14 protein-coding genes are annotated in these 15,813 nt (G+C 61.8%); 5 read left to right on the forward strand and 9 right to left on the reverse strand.

Features of this window, described 5'->3' with window-relative positions; all coding sequences use genetic code 11:
* Positions 1-11: 11 nt before the first annotated feature.
* The 4 genes from ABQM86_RS01095 to ABQM86_RS01110 form a co-directional block, all read right to left on the reverse strand.
* Positions 12-1,469, reverse strand: coding sequence for a GH1 family beta-glucosidase (locus ABQM86_RS01095; RefSeq protein WP_369745733.1), 1,458 nt, complete (start codon positions 1,467-1,469; stop codon positions 12-14).
* On the reverse strand, positions 1,469-2,371 hold the full coding sequence (locus ABQM86_RS01100; RefSeq protein ID WP_369745734.1) for a carbohydrate ABC transporter permease: 903 nt from the start codon (positions 2,369-2,371) through the stop codon (positions 1,469-1,471). The genes ABQM86_RS01095 and ABQM86_RS01100 overlap by 1 nt, the downstream gene beginning before the upstream one ends.
* On the reverse strand, positions 2,368-3,453 hold the full coding sequence (locus tag ABQM86_RS01105; RefSeq protein ID WP_280625530.1) for a sugar ABC transporter permease: 1,086 nt from the start codon (positions 3,451-3,453) through the stop codon (positions 2,368-2,370). The genes ABQM86_RS01100 and ABQM86_RS01105 overlap by 4 nt, the downstream gene beginning before the upstream one ends.
* 63 nt (positions 3,454-3,516) lie before the next feature.
* Positions 3,517-4,833, reverse strand: a complete 1,317-nt coding sequence (locus ABQM86_RS01110) for an ABC transporter substrate-binding protein (RefSeq protein WP_207595676.1) — start codon at positions 4,831-4,833, stop codon at positions 3,517-3,519.
* A 325-nt stretch (positions 4,834-5,158) separates the two neighbouring features.
* Here ABQM86_RS01110 and ABQM86_RS01115 point away from each other — a divergent pair, with 325 nt between their 5' ends.
* Positions 5,159-5,953, forward strand: coding sequence for an alpha/beta fold hydrolase (locus ABQM86_RS01115; protein WP_369745735.1), 795 nt, complete (start codon positions 5,159-5,161; stop codon positions 5,951-5,953).
* An 11-nt stretch (positions 5,954-5,964) separates the two neighbouring features.
* Here the strand turns inward: ABQM86_RS01115 and ABQM86_RS01120 are convergent, their stop codons facing one another.
* From ABQM86_RS01120 to ABQM86_RS01140, 5 genes are all read right to left on the reverse strand, one after another.
* Positions 5,965-6,762: a hypothetical protein gene (locus ABQM86_RS01120; protein WP_369745736.1), complete on the reverse strand. Its 798-nt coding sequence runs from the start codon at positions 6,760-6,762 to the stop codon at positions 5,965-5,967.
* Positions 6,759-7,475: an ABC transporter ATP-binding protein gene (locus tag ABQM86_RS01125; RefSeq protein ID WP_369745737.1), complete on the reverse strand. Its 717-nt coding sequence runs from the start codon at positions 7,473-7,475 to the stop codon at positions 6,759-6,761. The genes ABQM86_RS01120 and ABQM86_RS01125 overlap by 4 nt, the downstream gene beginning before the upstream one ends.
* Before the next feature lie 30 nt (positions 7,476-7,505).
* On the reverse strand, positions 7,506-8,327 hold the full coding sequence (locus ABQM86_RS01130; RefSeq protein ID WP_369745738.1) for a hypothetical protein: 822 nt from the start codon (positions 8,325-8,327) through the stop codon (positions 7,506-7,508).
* Positions 8,328-8,392: 65 nt separating this feature from the next.
* Positions 8,393-10,159, reverse strand: a complete 1,767-nt coding sequence (locus tag ABQM86_RS01135; RefSeq protein ID WP_369745739.1) for a response regulator — start codon at positions 10,157-10,159, stop codon at positions 8,393-8,395.
* A 2-nt stretch (positions 10,160-10,161) separates the two neighbouring features.
* Positions 10,162-11,010 (reverse strand): MurR/RpiR family transcriptional regulator, encoded by an 849-nt coding sequence (locus ABQM86_RS01140; protein ID WP_280625556.1) that lies wholly within the window; start codon positions 11,008-11,010, stop codon positions 10,162-10,164.
* Positions 11,011-11,159: 149 nt separating this feature from the next.
* Between ABQM86_RS01140 and ABQM86_RS01145 the strand changes: the two genes are divergently transcribed.
* The 4 genes from ABQM86_RS01145 to ABQM86_RS01160 are packed head-to-tail and all read left to right on the forward strand — an operon-like array spanning position 11,160 to position 15,811.
* A complete protein-coding gene (locus ABQM86_RS01145; RefSeq protein WP_207595684.1) occupies positions 11,160-12,347 on the forward strand; it encodes a C45 family peptidase in 1,188 nt (395 codons plus the stop codon).
* A complete protein-coding gene (locus ABQM86_RS01150; protein ID WP_369745740.1) occupies positions 12,344-13,996 on the forward strand; it encodes an ABC transporter substrate-binding protein in 1,653 nt (550 codons plus the stop codon). Before ABQM86_RS01145 ends, ABQM86_RS01150 begins: the two co-directional genes overlap by 4 nt.
* Positions 13,997-14,000: 4 nt before the next feature.
* Entirely contained in the window at positions 14,001-14,951 is a 951-nt protein-coding gene (locus ABQM86_RS01155) for an ABC transporter permease (protein ID WP_369745741.1), read from the forward strand.
* Positions 14,948-15,811 (forward strand): ABC transporter permease, encoded by an 864-nt coding sequence (locus ABQM86_RS01160; RefSeq protein ID WP_369745742.1) that lies wholly within the window; start codon positions 14,948-14,950, stop codon positions 15,809-15,811. The genes ABQM86_RS01155 and ABQM86_RS01160 overlap by 4 nt, the downstream gene beginning before the upstream one ends.
* Positions 15,812-15,813: the final 2 nt, after the last annotated feature.

Genomic DNA, 15,813 nt, shown 5'->3' on the forward strand with positions numbered 1-15,813 from the left:
TGAAGGCTACTTTAGGCGTTCACTGTGGCCGTGGCAGAAGCCTTGGCTGAGGCGATGACCCGGGAGTAAGCCAGTCCGCTGTCCTTCACCGTGCGCTCAAAGGTGTCGTAATCCACGCGAACCACCCCGAAGCGTTTGCCGTAACCCCAGGACCACTCAAAGTTGTCCAGGAGTGACCACACAAAGTAGCCGCGCACATCGGCGCCCTGGTCCAGTGCCTCGCCCACGGCCGTGATGTGATCCAGCACGAACTGGGTCCGCTCGGCATCATGGACCGCCCCGTCAGGACTGACGACGTCGTCGTAAGCGGCACCGTTTTCGGTGATGTACAGCGGGGGCAGCGTGGGGTATTCCTCGCCAAGACGCACCAGGAGCATCCGAAGCCCGTCCGGGTTGACCTCCCAGTTCATGGCAGTGCGCGGCAGGCCGCGGCTGGGGAATGCGATGTCCTCCGAACCGATCCAGCACGACGACGTCGGGCGGGTTGCGCCGCCCGAGTGGCCGTCGCCGTGTTCATCAGTGGGGTGACCACTGATGAGGTCATCGTGGTAGTGGTTGACGCCCAGGAAATCGATGGGAGCGCCGATGATCTCCAGGTCGCCGGGCTTGATGACGTCCCGGATGCCGAACTGCTCAAGGTCGTTGAGCGTGTCCTCCGGGTAAACGCCACGGAGGATCGGATCAAGGAAGATCCTGTTCTGCAGCGAATCGAACCGGCGCGCGGCGTCGAGGTCTACGGGATCGGAAGGATCCCGCGGGATGGAGTTGCTGAGGTTGAGCGTGATCCCCAACTGCTGGGCGCCGCGGCTCCGCAGCTCGTTGACCGCCAGGCCGTGGGCGAGGTGCTGGTGGTGGATCGCTGCGACGGCTGCTTCCGGCTCTTGACGGCCGGGAGCGTGAACGCCGGCCGCATAGCCCAGGAGTGAGGAGCAGAACGGTTCGTTGAACGTAGTCCAGTGCTGAACACGGTCACCCAGTGCTGAATAGACATCGTTCGCGTAGTCGACGAAGCGGTAGGCGGTGTCGCGGTTGGCCCAGCCGCCCTTCTCCTCCAGCGCCTGCGGGAGGTCCCAGTGGTAAAGGGTCAACCAAGGGAGGATGCCGGCGTCGAGCAGCTCATCCACCAAGCGGGAGTAGAAGTCCAGGCCGACGGCGTTCGCAGTACGGCCGCCAGGCCGGACACGGGACCAGCTGGTGGAGAACCGGTAGGAATCCAGGCCCAGCTCCTTCATGATCCTGACGTCCTGGGGCATGCGGTGGTAGTGCTGCACCGCGTCCTTCAGCGTCTCGCCGTTGGCAATGGCACCCGGAATACGGGCGAAAGCATCCCACACGGAATCTTCCTTGCCGCCCTCGTGGCTGGCGCCTTCCACCTGGGCTGCGGCGGTGGCCGAGCCCCAGAGGAAGCCCTTGGGCCACTCCCTGTTAAAGGGGGTGACCGCTGGGTGGTTTGTTGCTTCGAATGGCATTAGCCCTTCACTGCTCCTTGCATGATTCCGGAAATAAGTTGACGGCCCGCCAGGACGAAGAGTGCCAGCAGCGGAAGTGTTGCCATGACGGCGCCGGCCAGGACGATCGAATAGTCCACGTAACGGGCCGACTGCAGTTGGCTGAGCGCCGTCTGCAAGGTGGGGTTGCCGGCGTCGAGCACCAGCAGGGGCCAGAGGAAATCAGTCCATGCCGTCATGAACGTGAAGAGGCCCAGGATTGCCATGGCCGGACGCGCGGCCGGCAGTGCAACATGCCAAAAGGTGGAGATCATGGACGCGCCATCCATACGTGCCGACTCGATGAGCTCGTCCGGGATCACGTCCACCAAGTACTGCCGCATGAAGAAGACACCGAACGCTGTGACCAGGGTAGGGATCACGACGGCGCCGATCTCACCTGTCCAGCCCAGCGTGCGCATCAGCATGAACAGCGGGATGATGCCGAGCTGCGTAGGGATGGCCATGGTGGCGATCACCGCAACCATCAGCCAGTTGCGGCCGCGGAAGCGCAGCTTGGCGAACGCGTATCCGGCCAGGGTTGAGAAGCCCACCACCGAGACGGTGATGATGCCCGAGATCAGGACGCTGTTGCCGAGCGCCAGCCAGAATGGGACGGTGTCGAAGACCTCCCCAACGTTGGTCCAGAAGTTGCCACCAGGGAACAGCGGCGGCCAGGTCTCCCCGAGGGCTTCGTTGGAGCGGCTGCCGATGATCACGGACCACCACAGCGGGTAGGCGGAGGCCAGGAAGAACGCCAGCAGCAACCCATAGGTGAGGAAGCCGGGCCGCCGGCCGTTGCCAAAGAGTGCTTTTCGGGTGGTCATGGATCGGGAAGCTCGCTGAGGGGCAGGTGCTTGTGGCCGGTTTTGCGTGAGGGTCATTTCCCGCTCCTCGGGGTCGAGTCTGGTGCCGCTGCCGCCTGGGCGGTGAGGCCGGCGTCGTCCGCTTTTGTATTCGCAGCGGAGGAACGCTTCCGACGGCGGCGACTGGCTGCTCCGCGATCATCGCCATTGGTGGCGATACGGCGTGAGATCAGCCAGTTCACGATGCCGAAAAGCAGGATGATCAGAAACAGGAGCCAGGCGATGGTGGAAGCCTTGCCGAAGTTCTGCCGCTGGAAAGCCATCTCCCACAGGTACAGCACGGTGGTCTGGAACTGGCGTGCCGTTCCGCCGGCTGCTACGGGATCGAAGAGCCTTGGCTCGGTAAAGATCTGCAGCCCGCCGATGGTGGCCGTGACAATGACGAACACCATGGTGGGCCGGATGCTCGGCAGCGTGATGCTGAAGAAGCGGCGGACGGAGCCGGCGCCGTCGATTGCTGCGGATTCGTAAATATCGCGCGGTACTGACTGCATGGCGGCCAGGAGGATGAGCGCGTTGTAGCCGGTCCAGCGCCAGTTCACCATGGTGGCGATGGCGATGTGGCTGGGAAGGGTGTCGTTCTTCCACATGATGGGATCGATGCCGAAGCTGGACAGGATGTTGTTGATGAGGCCGTACTGCTCGCCGAACATGTTGGTGAAGATCATGGCGACCGCCACGGGAGTCACAACGTAGGGGAGCAGGATGCTCATGCGCCAGAAGGTCTTGGCGCGCAGGTTCTGGTCCAGCACCGCGGCGATGATGGTGGCCATAATCAGCTGGGGGATGGTGGAAATCAGGAAGATGCTGACGGTGTTGAACAGGGAATTCCAGAAGAACCTGTCTTGAAGAACCTCAGCGAAGTTCTGGAATCCCACGAATTCGCCCTGGCCTTTGAGCAGGTGCCAGTCGAAGAGGGAGACGAAGAAGGTGTAGCCCAGGGGAAAGAGGCCTACCAGGGCAAACAGGATGAAAAACGGGGCGATGTAGAGGTACGGGGACGCCTTCATGTCGAGGACGTTGAGGCGTTGCCGGAACGACGGTTTCGGTTTGGTGGCAGCCGTTCTACCGGCGGCCGGGCGGTTCAAGGTGGTGGTCATGGTCGGGTCTCAGACTCTGTGAGGGGGCCTCCGGTTTCCCGGAGGCCCCACGGCCGGGTGCTGCTAGTTGTTGACCACGAGGTCGTTGAGGAGCTTGACGGCTTCATTCCAGGCTTGATCGGCGTTGCCCTTGCCCGAATCGAGCATCTTGAGGGCGGGTCCGAAGACGTTTTCCTGGATCACAGAGTCATCCGGACCCTTGAACTGGGCGATGACACCTTCTGCGCGGGACTCAAAGATGGCGCCGTAGGGAGCGTTGTTGAACAGTTCGTTCGGCTTTGCTGCTTCCACGATCTTCGCCTGTGCTTCGAGGGTGCTCGGGAAGTTGTTCGCTGCAGCGGACTGCTTGATCTGCTGTTCAGGTGCGGTCAGCCATGCTGCCAGCTTGGCTGCTTCAGCGGGGTGCTTGGAGCTCTTGGGGACCGAGAGGAAAGCGCCGCCCCAGTTGGAAGCACCGCCGGGGAAGACGTCGGCTACGTCCCAGCCGCTGGCTGCCCCTCCGCCTGCTGACTCGAGTTGGCCCTTGATGGTGCCGAGCATCCATGCCGGGCAAACGTGCGTGGCGAAGGAGCCGTCCACGAATGCCTTGCCGTTACCCCAGTCGAACTGGGTCTGGTTGGAGGACAGGCCATCGGCAGTGCCGGCAGCGAGCATGTCGAACTTCGCCCGCATTTCCTTGTTGCCCTCGACGTTCAGCTTGCCGTCCTTGGTGTAGTAACCCTCGTCCATCTGGTTGACCATGGAGTTCCAGACGAAGCCGGACTGGTCATACCAGGCCTTGCCTGTGGCCTCTTTGTACTGGCGGCCGAGCTTGAAGTACGTTTCCCAGCTTGCGTCCTTGCCGCCGAACAATTCCGCGACCTTCTCACGGTCGCTCGGCAGGCCTGCTGCCTCGAAGAGCTTGCCGTTGAAGCACAGGGCCTGCGGTCCGATGTCAGTGCCATAACCGATCACACGACCATTGGGGTCTGTGCCCTGCTTGAACTTCCAGTCCACCCAGTTGCCCTTGATGTCCTCGGCGCCGTGCTCCTTGAGGTCCACAAACTGGTCCGAAACCTCCATAATGGAGCCGAGCCAGCCCTCCTCGATGGCCGTGACGTCGCTGAGTCCGGAGCCGGCGGCCAGCTTAGTGAACGCATCGGTCCGGGCGTTGGAACCGCGATCGATGTTGGTGGCCTCGATGGTGACTCCGGGGTTCTGCTTCTCATATTCGGCGTACAGGTCGTCGTATCCGAAAGTGCCGAAGGTGGTCACGGTCAGCGTGACGGGATTGTCTGCGCTCGCCGCTTTGTCGCCTCCGCCGCTGCAGCCGGCCGCCACGAGGGCAAGAGAGGCTACGCCCGCCAGGGCAGTGAATTTCCTTAGTCGCGAAAACTCCACGATCACTCCTTTGTGTGTTCGAGCGACCGTACGCCTATGGCGAGAGAGCGCTCTCTGGGATGTGGGACCAATGTATGTGCTGCAAGTCACGTACGTCAAGAGAGCGCTCTCTGGAGTTGGTTCTGTGTCTTCGTGCGTCGGTGCCGCCGAGGGGTGAGTTCTCATGCTGCCGAGGGGTTAGGTCTCGGGGGTACGGAGGGTTCTTATTGCCGAAAGCTCACCCCTCGGTGGGTGCTTCCCGCCAACAATCCCGAAGGGTCTGATTGGTGCGAGCAAAGGTAATGGTGCTGCCAGGCTCGAGCTCTGACGGTGTTAGCGTTCAAGGGTGCATTCTGTTGACTATGGGGCGGGAACCCCAATCCTGCTCATCCACGGATTCTGCGTTGATCACCGCCTTTTGTTGGGGCTCGACCCCGTGTTCGATGCTCACGGTCAGTGGCGGCGGGTCTATGTGGACTTGCCGGGCATGGGCCAATCCGCGGCAGGACCCGAGATCGATAGCGCGGATGCCGTGGCCGAAGCGGTTGTCTCCTTTGCCCGGAAGACCTTCGGTGCCGAAAGGTTCGCTGTCCTCGGAAACTCCTTCGGTGGCATGATCGCCCGTCACCTGGTGGCCGAATTCGGGGAACAGGTACTGGGCCTGGCGCTCCTCTGCCCAGTGGTCGTTGCGGATCACGGTTCCCGAACCCTGCCTGCCAAGATAGTGCTCCAAACAGACCCGATCTTGTTAGCGGCCTTGGAACCCGCGGACGCGGCCGACTATGAGACCATGGCCGTGGTCCAATCCCCCGGGAATTGGTTTCGTTTCCGGGACGCTGCCCTTCCCGGCTTGCGGACCTATGACCAGGAAGCGGTTGAACGAATCTCGAGCAACTATGCGCTCCGTGTTGAGCCGGAGGCGCGTTTCGCGGGCTTTCAAGGACCCACGCTGATACTGTCCGGGCGACAAGACCATGTGGTGGGGTATCAGGATCAGGTCGCATTGGCAGGCAGCTATACGCAGGCCACCGTTGCCGTCCTTGACCGGGCTGGCCACAACGCGCATCTAGATCAACCGGAGCTCACGGCCGCTCTCCTCGGCGAGTGGATGGAGCGTGTCGAGGCGTGGAAAGGCCGCTAGGTGGTGCTTGATTAGCCCCTTGTATCCCGTGTGCTGAACTTGAATCCTGCAAAGGCTACGAGGCCGGCCGTCCAGGTGAACGTTACTATCGCTGCGGTGAGAGTACCCAGGTCCGCGTCCGGGTAGGACCCTGTAACCAAGCCTGGGTCGAACAGCAGAACCCCGGCCACGGTGGGGAGATAGGCAAAGGCCGGAGTCAGCAGGAGCAACATCAGCGACAGTTGTGACACCACAATGAGAGCAAACAGTGGGATCAGCGTCTGCTTGAGCAAGACGCCAAGGGCGAAACCTATGAGGGCTATGGCATCCCAGAAGGCTATGGCACCGACCCAACGGAGAATGAGGCTTGCCGGAACGGTCCCGTTGATCAGCGAAAGCTCGCCAAGTCCGGATTGAGACAGCACACTCAATAGCGGGATAGTCACAACACCCAGCAGTGTGACGAACACTGTCAACGCAGCGCACTTGGCCAAATACAGGCGCTCGCGGTTCGGCGCTGCCACCAAGCTGGTCCGCAGTTGGCCCGACACGTACTCACTTGATGCGGAAATGACGCCAATAACAATGATTCCAATCAGTCCCAAGGCAACCCAATCGAAGCCGACCGTTTCCGGACTCGCGCCAGGAGCCAGGTCCGGGTCATTGGTTCGGAGCGCGTCCCCAACCGGCCCCGCTTGGGACCACCCGATGAGTACGACGCTGAGCCACGTCAGGATTGCGGTGATCCACAGAGACCTTAAAGTGATGAGTTTTGTGAGTTCGGCACGGAACAGGCTGGGTTTACCGGCGGTGGCCACGAGTGAGCTCATGCGGCGTTTCCTTTGGCCGCATTGCCGGTCCAATCGAAGTAGGCGGTTTCCAGGTCGTGGTGACCTGCTAGCAGATCGCTGACGTTTCCGGACTGAACAATGCGGCCACCGGAAATGACGACGATGTGGTCAGCGACGTGCTGCACCTCATTGATGAGATGGCTGGAGATAAGGACCGTCTTGCCGTTGGCGGCGAGGGTCCGGAGCAGTTCACGGATCCAGCGGATTCCTTGCGGGTCCAGGCCGTTCGTGGGTTCATCAAGAACAATAATGTGCGGATCGCCGAGGAGGGCCGCGGCGATTCCGAGTCTCTGACCCATACCCAGTGAGTACGCTCCCACGCGCTTCCGGGCGGCGTCCGAAAGTCCGACGAGCTCCAGAACTTCACGGATCCTGGATCGCGGAATGCCGTTGGATTGAGCCATCCAGGTGAGATGAGCCTTTGCCGTGCGGCCCTTGTGGGCTCCTGAGCCATCGAATTGGGCTCCCACAGTCCACATGGGAGCGGTGAGGTCCTGGTAAGGCTTTCCTTCAATGAGAGCGGACCCGCTGTCCGCCCGATCGAGCCCTAGAAGCAGCCGAAAAGTTGTGGACTTGCCGGCGCCGTTCGGACCGAGGAAGGCGGTGACTTTCCCGGGCTCGGCCGTCAGCGAGACGTCGATGATTCCGTCCGACTGCCCGTATTTCTTGCTCAAATTCTTGATCTCGATCATTGTCTGGTCTCCTTGGGTAGTCGATGTCACTTAGCGGCGGACCGGCTGGCGGCGAAACAGAAGATGCGCGGTGATCAGCGCTGCGGCCACCCAAACCGCGAGGACCACCCCACCCGTCGCAGGCCCTAAGTCGCCCGGCGTAGGAGGCGGAAGCTGGTAGAGCTGGGCTCCCGCCTGATCCGGCAGAAACTTGGCAAGGGGTGTGATGTTCACCAGGTAGGTGGAGACAATGAGGGCCATCGCCAAGACCGTGCCCATGGCCGCCAATCCGCTGCGCAGGACCACCGACAATGCGTAGGTGAATAAGGCGATGAGGACCCAGTAAAGGATCACGCCCCAAAGGACTCCGGATGTGGCTTGTGGAGTCCCTGCTATCTGGCTGCTTTCAGCTGTGCAGTCGATGGCCACGCAACGAATCCCTGCCGACCCGAACACGCTCAGGACAGCCGTGATGAATACAGCGGCGACGATCACGATTGCTTTGGCTGTCAACACGGCGCTTCGCTGCGGGAGGCTGATCAAGGTGCTTCGGAGAGAACCGCTGTCCGATTCCTGGTGCATCGACCATGCCGCAAGAAGGATTACTCCGATCTGCCCGTAGTGAAGGATGACCAGAAAAGCGGTTCCTCCTACGAGGCCGGCTGCCTCTTCTGGCCTGCCGGCCCTATGTGCGGTCTCGATGAGGTTTGTTAGTACCCAGGACAGAAGCACTGTCAGCAGGACAGTTCCAACCACGGTGTGGAGGCAAAGCCGCAGGGTCAGGAGCTTGGTGGTTTCGGCCCTGACGGCGCGGGCCATGGTGGTTCGTGACCCCGGCCGCACGTCGAAGGTCGCTCTGGAAGATGCTGACATAACTCAAGTCAATCCGGCTCAGCACTACTTGTCTGTCTGCAGGTGTCGACAGTCGTGGCACCCACTTAGACGGTCGAAGGACCCACCAGTCCGCCCTCGTAGGCGATGACAACCAGTTGGGCCCGATCCCGTGCGCCTAATTTCGTGAGGATTCGACTCACGTAAGTCCGCACAGTGGTTCGCGTGAGGAACAAGGCGGCCGCAATCTCGTTGTTGGATGCGCCTTGTCCGATGAGGGTCAAGGTCTCGCGTTCGCGGACGGTCAGTTCGCTGATACGGTCGTGTGCGGCCGGTTGCAGGGTGAAGCGGTCTATGAGACGGCGAGTGATCTCCGGGGCGAGTAGGGCGTTTCCTTCATGGGCGGTACGGATTGCCTTGAGGATGTCCGGCAGAGGGGCGTTCTTCAGGAGGAAGCCTGATGCTCCGTGGCGGAGTGCTTGGTAGACATAGTCGTCCATATCGAAGGTGGTCAGCATGACCAGCCGGGTGCGTGACTTCCGGGAGGCCAGCATGCCTGCAGCCTCAAGCCCGGTCATTCGAGGCATTCGAACATCCATAAGCGCCACGTCGGGTTGATGCTGGATGATGGCATCCACTGCCTCTGCACCGTCGGCAACCACGGCGGAGACGGTCATGTCCGGCTCATCGCCGATCAATAAGTGCAGTGAGGTCCTGATGTGAGCATCGTCGTCTGCGATGAGAACACTGATCTCATTCATCGGGTTTCCACCCCCCCCTGCAGTTCCCGGCAGTGAAACAGCCACGCAGTATCCACTGGCATCCCGTCCTGCGTCAAAGGTTCCTCCCAATAACTGAGCCCGTTCACGCATTCCTGTGAGTCCGTGACCGTTCTTGGAAGCCAAAGCTGCCCCCGGGCCGTCGTCGAGGATGATGATTCTCAGGTGGTCGCCTTCGGTCCTGATAGTGATCCGGCAGGTCTCTGCTCCGGAATGACGGATCACGTTGGTGAGGGCTTCCTGAATGATGCGGTAAGCCGTGGTTCGCTGCGCAGCGGGAAGATCCCCGGCGCCTTGATCGGCGTCGATGTGGACTGATATGCCGGCCCGTATGGCCGGCCGGGAGAGTTCCTGCACCAATTCCACGAGTCTTCCCGGTGGGGCCTCATCAGCAGTTTCATCACGTTCCTGAAGCATCAGGACGTGCAATTCACCCAACGCATCCCGGGCATCGGACTCAATTCCTTGCAAGGCGGACCGTAGATCGTCGGTGGTGGATGATTTCACATGCGCTACGACGCCGGCCCGCACTCCGATCCCTCCCAGGGTGTGGGACAGAACATCGTGGATATCGCGGGCGAGGCGGAGCCTTTCCTGAGCCCGGGCATTGCGCTCGGTCTCGTACCGCATGCGTTGAGTGCGGATGCCCAGGACCCATGCCGCACCGATGATGACAGCGCCCAGGATGACCCCCCGAATGCTCGCTTCGGCGCCCTCGGCGGACACCAGAAGCAACCATGCGAACAGAAGAACTTCCAGCGCGACCAGCCACGTGGGAAACAAGCGGGTGCCGAATCGCTCCGCGGCGACGTAGAGACAGAACCCGGTGACCAGGAAAGGATCCTCCGTCATTCCGAAGGCCCATCCCACCGCCGTCACAACGCCGGTCCACACGGCTGCAAGCCAAGGAAACCGTGACCGAAGGCAGAGACCCAGGACAAGCAGTGCGCCAAGGACCAGTTGAACAGGCCTGCCAGGTGGTTCCGGGGGAGCAACGGTGATCCAAAGCCCCGCCACCACAATGAGGCCGATCAATCCGTTCAGCAGGGCGGGGGCGATCGTCCTGCGGAAAACGGAAGAGCGGGCCTGTGTCACAGTCAGTACCCCAACTGCTCCCGCAGTGCCGTGAGTTGGTGCGACGACTCCACTGCTTGCTCGTGGTCGACGGAGACCAGGGCCTGCACCAGAACGTCGCTGAGCACGATCGATGGCAGCGCTTCGGTGGTCATCCCGGTGGGTGTGTGTGGCGCGAGGATCACGGCGTCGGACAGGTTGTGCAGGGCAGAGTCGGGTTCGTCCGTCAGTAGAACGGTGGACGCACCAACTGAACGTGCTCGCTTCAGCAGCACCTCGACGTCGACCGTTACACGTCCCGGCGCGAAGACGACCACCACATCCTGGCTCCCAAGTTGGAGCAAATCATCCGCGAGCCGGAAGCCGTCGCTTGATATGCACCTGGCCCGCCGGCCGATCCTGTTACAGCGCAGGGCCAGGTTGAGGGCGGCAATTCCGGACGCGCCCACACCGTAACTGACAATCGTGGAACCTCTCATGAGGAGTTCGACGGCGGGAGCGATCGCCTCCGCCGGGTCGGCGCTGGAGGCGAGTTCCAGCCTGTCCTTGGCCTCGGACCACACGTTGTGCCAAATGTCTTCGATGCTGGCACCCATGTGGTCGATGCGCTGTTGCATGCGAACTTCCGGCGCCACCGTTGAGGTGAAGGGGGTGGCGATGTCTCTTTTGAGTTCCTGCAATCCGGAGTATTCCAGCGACTGAACCGTTCGGACCACCGTGGCGCTGCTGGTCCCACTCTCGGCGCCGAGCTCCTGCGCGCTCGCGTAGAGAAGACGCTCGGGAGAGCTGTTGGTGAGGAACGTGCTCACTGTCCGCTCGGCCTTGGAGAGCTTGTCCCAATGCTCGCGGACACGACCACGCAGGTTAATCATGCCCCGATTTTTCGTAACGTCTGTTACAGAAGTCACATTGGATGTATTGTTCATTCTAAAGAAGCCCTCACTTGTAACGGTTGTTCCAAAGATACCCCTTCCCGCCGCGGATGACAGTGAGCCCCAACCGAATGAAAGGCCCTACGGATATGAGCAACACATCCTTGCGGATCGTGGAGATCTCCGGACCTCCCTTGGAGCGGGGGAGGCAGTACGGAAACGCTGCCGCAGACCTGATCACCAAAGCCATCGATTTTTACACCGAAGCGTTCCAACAGCAGACGGGACTGACCTGGGAGCAACTGCGCGGGCGGGCCGAGCGCTGGATGGGGCTGTGCACTGACACTGCGCCGGATCTGGTCACGGAAATGCGCGGCATCGCCGAAGGCAGTGGCCGGGACGTCCTGGACATCATGGTGCTGAACCTTCGCGGTGAAATCATCTACGACGCTGGCTTCGCCAAGGCGCCTGAACCCGAAGAGCGCGACAACGTGGACGGGTGCACTTCCTTTGTACTGACCGATGGTGCATCCGGTGATGGCCACATGTACGTCGGCCAAAACTGGGATTGGCGCCACGGCGCACAGGACACCGTGATGATCCTGCGGGTTATTCAGGACCCCAAGCCCACGCTGATCATGCAGGTTGAGGCAGGCCAGATTGGCCGGCACGGAGCGAACTCCGCCGGCATTGCCCTCAACGCCAACGGATTGGGTGGCCGGTTCAACGACGAACTCGGGATGCCGCAGACCTTCATCCGGCGCATGGTGTTGGATCAATCAGAACTTCCGGATGCGTTGAACACGCTCTTCCGCCAGAAGCCCCACATCGCCAGCAACGCCGTGCTGTCCCACCGCTCCGGATTCTCCATTGACGTGGAAACCACCCCGGGAAGCAACGGTTGGATGTACCCGGACACATCCGGGGTGCTGGTGCACGGAAACCACTACGAAGCTTTCATGCCAGTACAACTGGCAGCCACCTACCGTCCGGTCTCCGTGGATTCCCTCTTCCGGGTTCCACAAGCGCGACGGGGGCTGGAACGGGTCCGCACCGCCACAAGCACCGTGCACTCCCGCGAACTTATCAAGTCAGCGATGTCGGACCACCTGGGTTACCCCGAATCCGTGTGCACCCACCCTGACGAGCGCCGCCCCCGTGTCCGACAGTGGTCCACGTTGCTCTCAAGCTGTGTTGACCTCACAAGCGGTGACTACCTGGTCACCAACGGAACCCCGTGCGACCACCACTACGAACAAATGCCCTGGAACCTCTACGACGGGCCCGGTTCCGCCCACGACTCCCTCAACCCCACCATTGCAGAGGTATCACTGTGAAACGCAACGATAGATTCAAGCCATTTGCCCGGACCGGCGTGATCGCCGGTGCAGCCGCCTTCACTCTGGCGATCAGTGCCTGCAACGCGGCAGGTCCGCAAGCCCAGAGCACCCCCACCGATGTTTCCTTCGGCCCCACCACCTCTGAAGCTGCAGGCGCGATCGATTCCTTCACGTGGATGATCACCCAGGAGCCGGCAACGTTCGATCTGGACAAGGACAGCGGCACGGCCGAGAACACCATCATGTCCAACGTCTGCGAACGCCTGATGAAACTCCAGCCAGACCTGACCACCACGCCTCATCTGGCAGAGAGCGCCGAATGGACCTCGGACACCACGGTGGTGTTTACGCTCCGGAAGGACGTGACATTCCACGACGGCACTCCAATGACCGCCGATGACGTGCTCTGGAGCATGCAGCGGCATGCAGCAAAGGGCGCCGACGAATCAGACGAATACGCCAACGTCACCGACATGGCCAAGACGGGCGAAAACCAGATCACCGTCACCCTTAAGCAACGCGACGCCATCTTCCTCCAGGCCATGGCCGGTAACGGCGGTATCGTCCTGAACCGCAAGGTTGCTGAAGCCCAAGGCGCCAACTTCGGGTCGCCGTCGGCTCCTGACGCCTGCTCAGGTCCCCTCAAACTCGAGAAGTGGTCGGCAGGTTCCAACATCACCCTCACCAAGGCCGCTGACTACTGGGACGCTGACAACGCTTCCCTGACCAGCGCCGTGACTTTCCGCTGGGCTGACGACAATGCGATCGTGAATGCCTTGACCAGCGGCGAAGCCCAAGGTGCCTACTTGGACAGCCCTGCCACGGCCGGACCGCTGCAGAAGAGCGACAAGGTCCAGATCGCCCAAGGGCCGTCCACCAACGTCTGGTCGCTCATAGCCACCGAGCGCGGAGCTTTGAAGGACGAGCGGATCAGGCAGGCATTGTCGCTGGCCCTCAACCGGCAGGGTGTAGCCCAGGCAGCATTTGGCGGGCTGGCCAAACCCTGGAAGACGCCGGTGGGTCCGGGCGCTTGGGGCTACGAAGAGCCCACGTTCAGCAGCGCCTACGAAGCATTGACCGGCGCGCCCGCGCAGCCGTCCGAGGAAGACTTGGAGAAGGCGAAGAAACTGGTGCAGGAAGCCGGCGTGCCCGCGGAACCGATCGTTGTTGCCAACAGCGGCGACTCCATCAGGAACGTCATCTCCAGCGCACTGGTTGAAGCAGCGCAGAAGATCGGGCTGACGGCCGAAATCGTCACCATCCCGCGCCAGCAATACGGCGACTTTTACTCGGACGCATCCCTGCGTGCACAAGCAGACCTCTTCTCGGACGAGTACTACATCTCCAAGAACGACCCCGTGGGCTTCTACAAAAACGGGGGCTCCACGGCCCGGGTCAACTTTGTGAAATTCACCGGCGAGGGCTACGACAACAAGGTCAAGGAAGCCCAGGCCACCACCGACGACGCCGCCCGCGCCAAGCTCGCCATCGAACTGGAGAAGCAGTGGACCGACGCCGTGGTCTGGATTCCTGTGGCACACACACCCGCAACCATCGCCATGGCGAAAGACATCACCGGAGCACCGTCGTCGGCATCGTTCCTCTACTACCCGTGGGCCGCGGACGTCGGCAGCAGCAAGAAGTGACGCCATGATCCGTGCAGCAACCCGCATCGCGGGAATGATCCTGACCTTGGTGGTGAGCTCGTTCGTCATCTTCGCCGCGATGTATGCGGCGCCAGGGGACCCGGTCACGTTCCTGATCGGCAACCCGGAGAACATGACCCCTGAGCGCGTTGCCGAAGTGAAGGCGCAGTACAACCTGGATCAACCGCTCATTGTGCAATACGGGCTCTGGGCTTCCCAGGCTTTTGTAGGCAACCTCGGCACGTCGTTCCAATATCACCAGCCAGTGGCTGAGCTGATGGCCACCCGGCTTCCGGCAACACTCGCGTTGGTGGCCATGGCGTCAGTGTTGTTCATCGTGGCCGGTGTTGGCCTGGGCATCCTGTCCGCGCTGCGCCAAGGCAAGCGCACGGACTCCACCATCACGGCAGCCACCACGCTGGCGGCCTCTGTTCCTTCATTCGTCATTGGCCTGCTGCTGGTGTCCATCTTCTCCGTGCAACTGGGATGGTTTCCCGTTTCCGGTGCCGGCGAAGGCTTCTTGGACCGGCTGCACCACCTTGCGCTGCCCGCAGTGGCACTGGCTGTTGGCGCCGTCGCAATTGTCAGCCGGGTGACCCGCCAATCCATGGTGGAGCAAATGTCCATGGACCACGTGGAGGCGGCCCGCAGCTTCGGGCTGGCGCCCGCCAAACTGATCCGCCGGCACGTTCTCCGCAATGCGTGGGGACCCATCCTCACCATGGTGGCGCTTGTGGTGGCCAGCATGCTGGCCGGAACGGTCGTCGTCGAGAGTGTCTTTGGCATTAGCGGCGTCGGCAAGCTGCTGGTGGATGCCATCAACACGCACGACTTCCCCGTGGTGCAGGCCGTGCTCCTCTACATGGTCATCACGTACATGGTGGTGACCACCCTGGTGGACCTGGTCCACCCGCTGCTTGATCCGCGCATCAAGGCAAAGGACAAGAAATCATGAGCTCCCTTTCGACGTCCACGCTGGCGTCCACCCCGGTTATCGGCAGGAAGAAGCGCGACGTTGCCTACCTTCTGAGCCTCGGCTTCCTCATCGTTGTGGTTGTTGCCGCTCTGCTTGCACCGTGGGTGGCCCCGTACGCCGCCAACGCCGTGGACTTCACCGCGATCTGGCAGGCGCCGGGTGCAGCGCACCTGCTCGGTACTGACCAGGTTGGCCAGGACTTGTTCTCCCGGCTCATCCACGGCGCCCGCGAATCGTTGCTCGGACCCCTTGCACTCTTGGCGCTGGCTACGGTGTTCGGGGTGACGATCGGAACCGTCGCGGCCTGGAACGGTGGCTGGATCGATGTCCTCCTGGCGCGCATCACCGATGTCATGTTCGCCTTCCCCGGGCTTTTGTTCGTGGTTTTGGTCATCGCCGTCTTTGGCAAAGGACCCGCGACGGCGATTGTCGCCTTGGCGCTCGCCTACGCACCGGTGATCGCCAAGTTCACGAGGTCGTTGGCGTTGGCCGAGATGGCCCGGCCCTACGTGGATGCCTACCGCGTGCAGGGTTTAGGCGGATTCTTCCTGTGCGTCCGCTACATCATCCCCAACCTGACGCCACCGCTCCTCGGCTATCTTGTGGTGCTGTTCGGCGAAGGCCTCATGAGCCTCGCGACGCTCAGCTTCCTGGGATTCGGCGCACAACCGCCCAGCTCCGAGTGGGGACTCATGGTCCAGGAAGGCCAGTCCGGCATCATCCAAGGCCACATCTGGCCGACGCTGGTTCCCGGCGCCGCCATCGCCGCCGTTGTGGTGGCCGTCAACGTGGTGGGCGTGCGGCTGTCCGACCGCCTGAACTCCCGGTTTGAGAGGTAGGA

The organism is Paenarthrobacter sp. AMU7, from assembly GCF_041200195.1.
GTDB lineage: Bacteria > Actinomycetota > Actinomycetes > Actinomycetales > Micrococcaceae > Arthrobacter.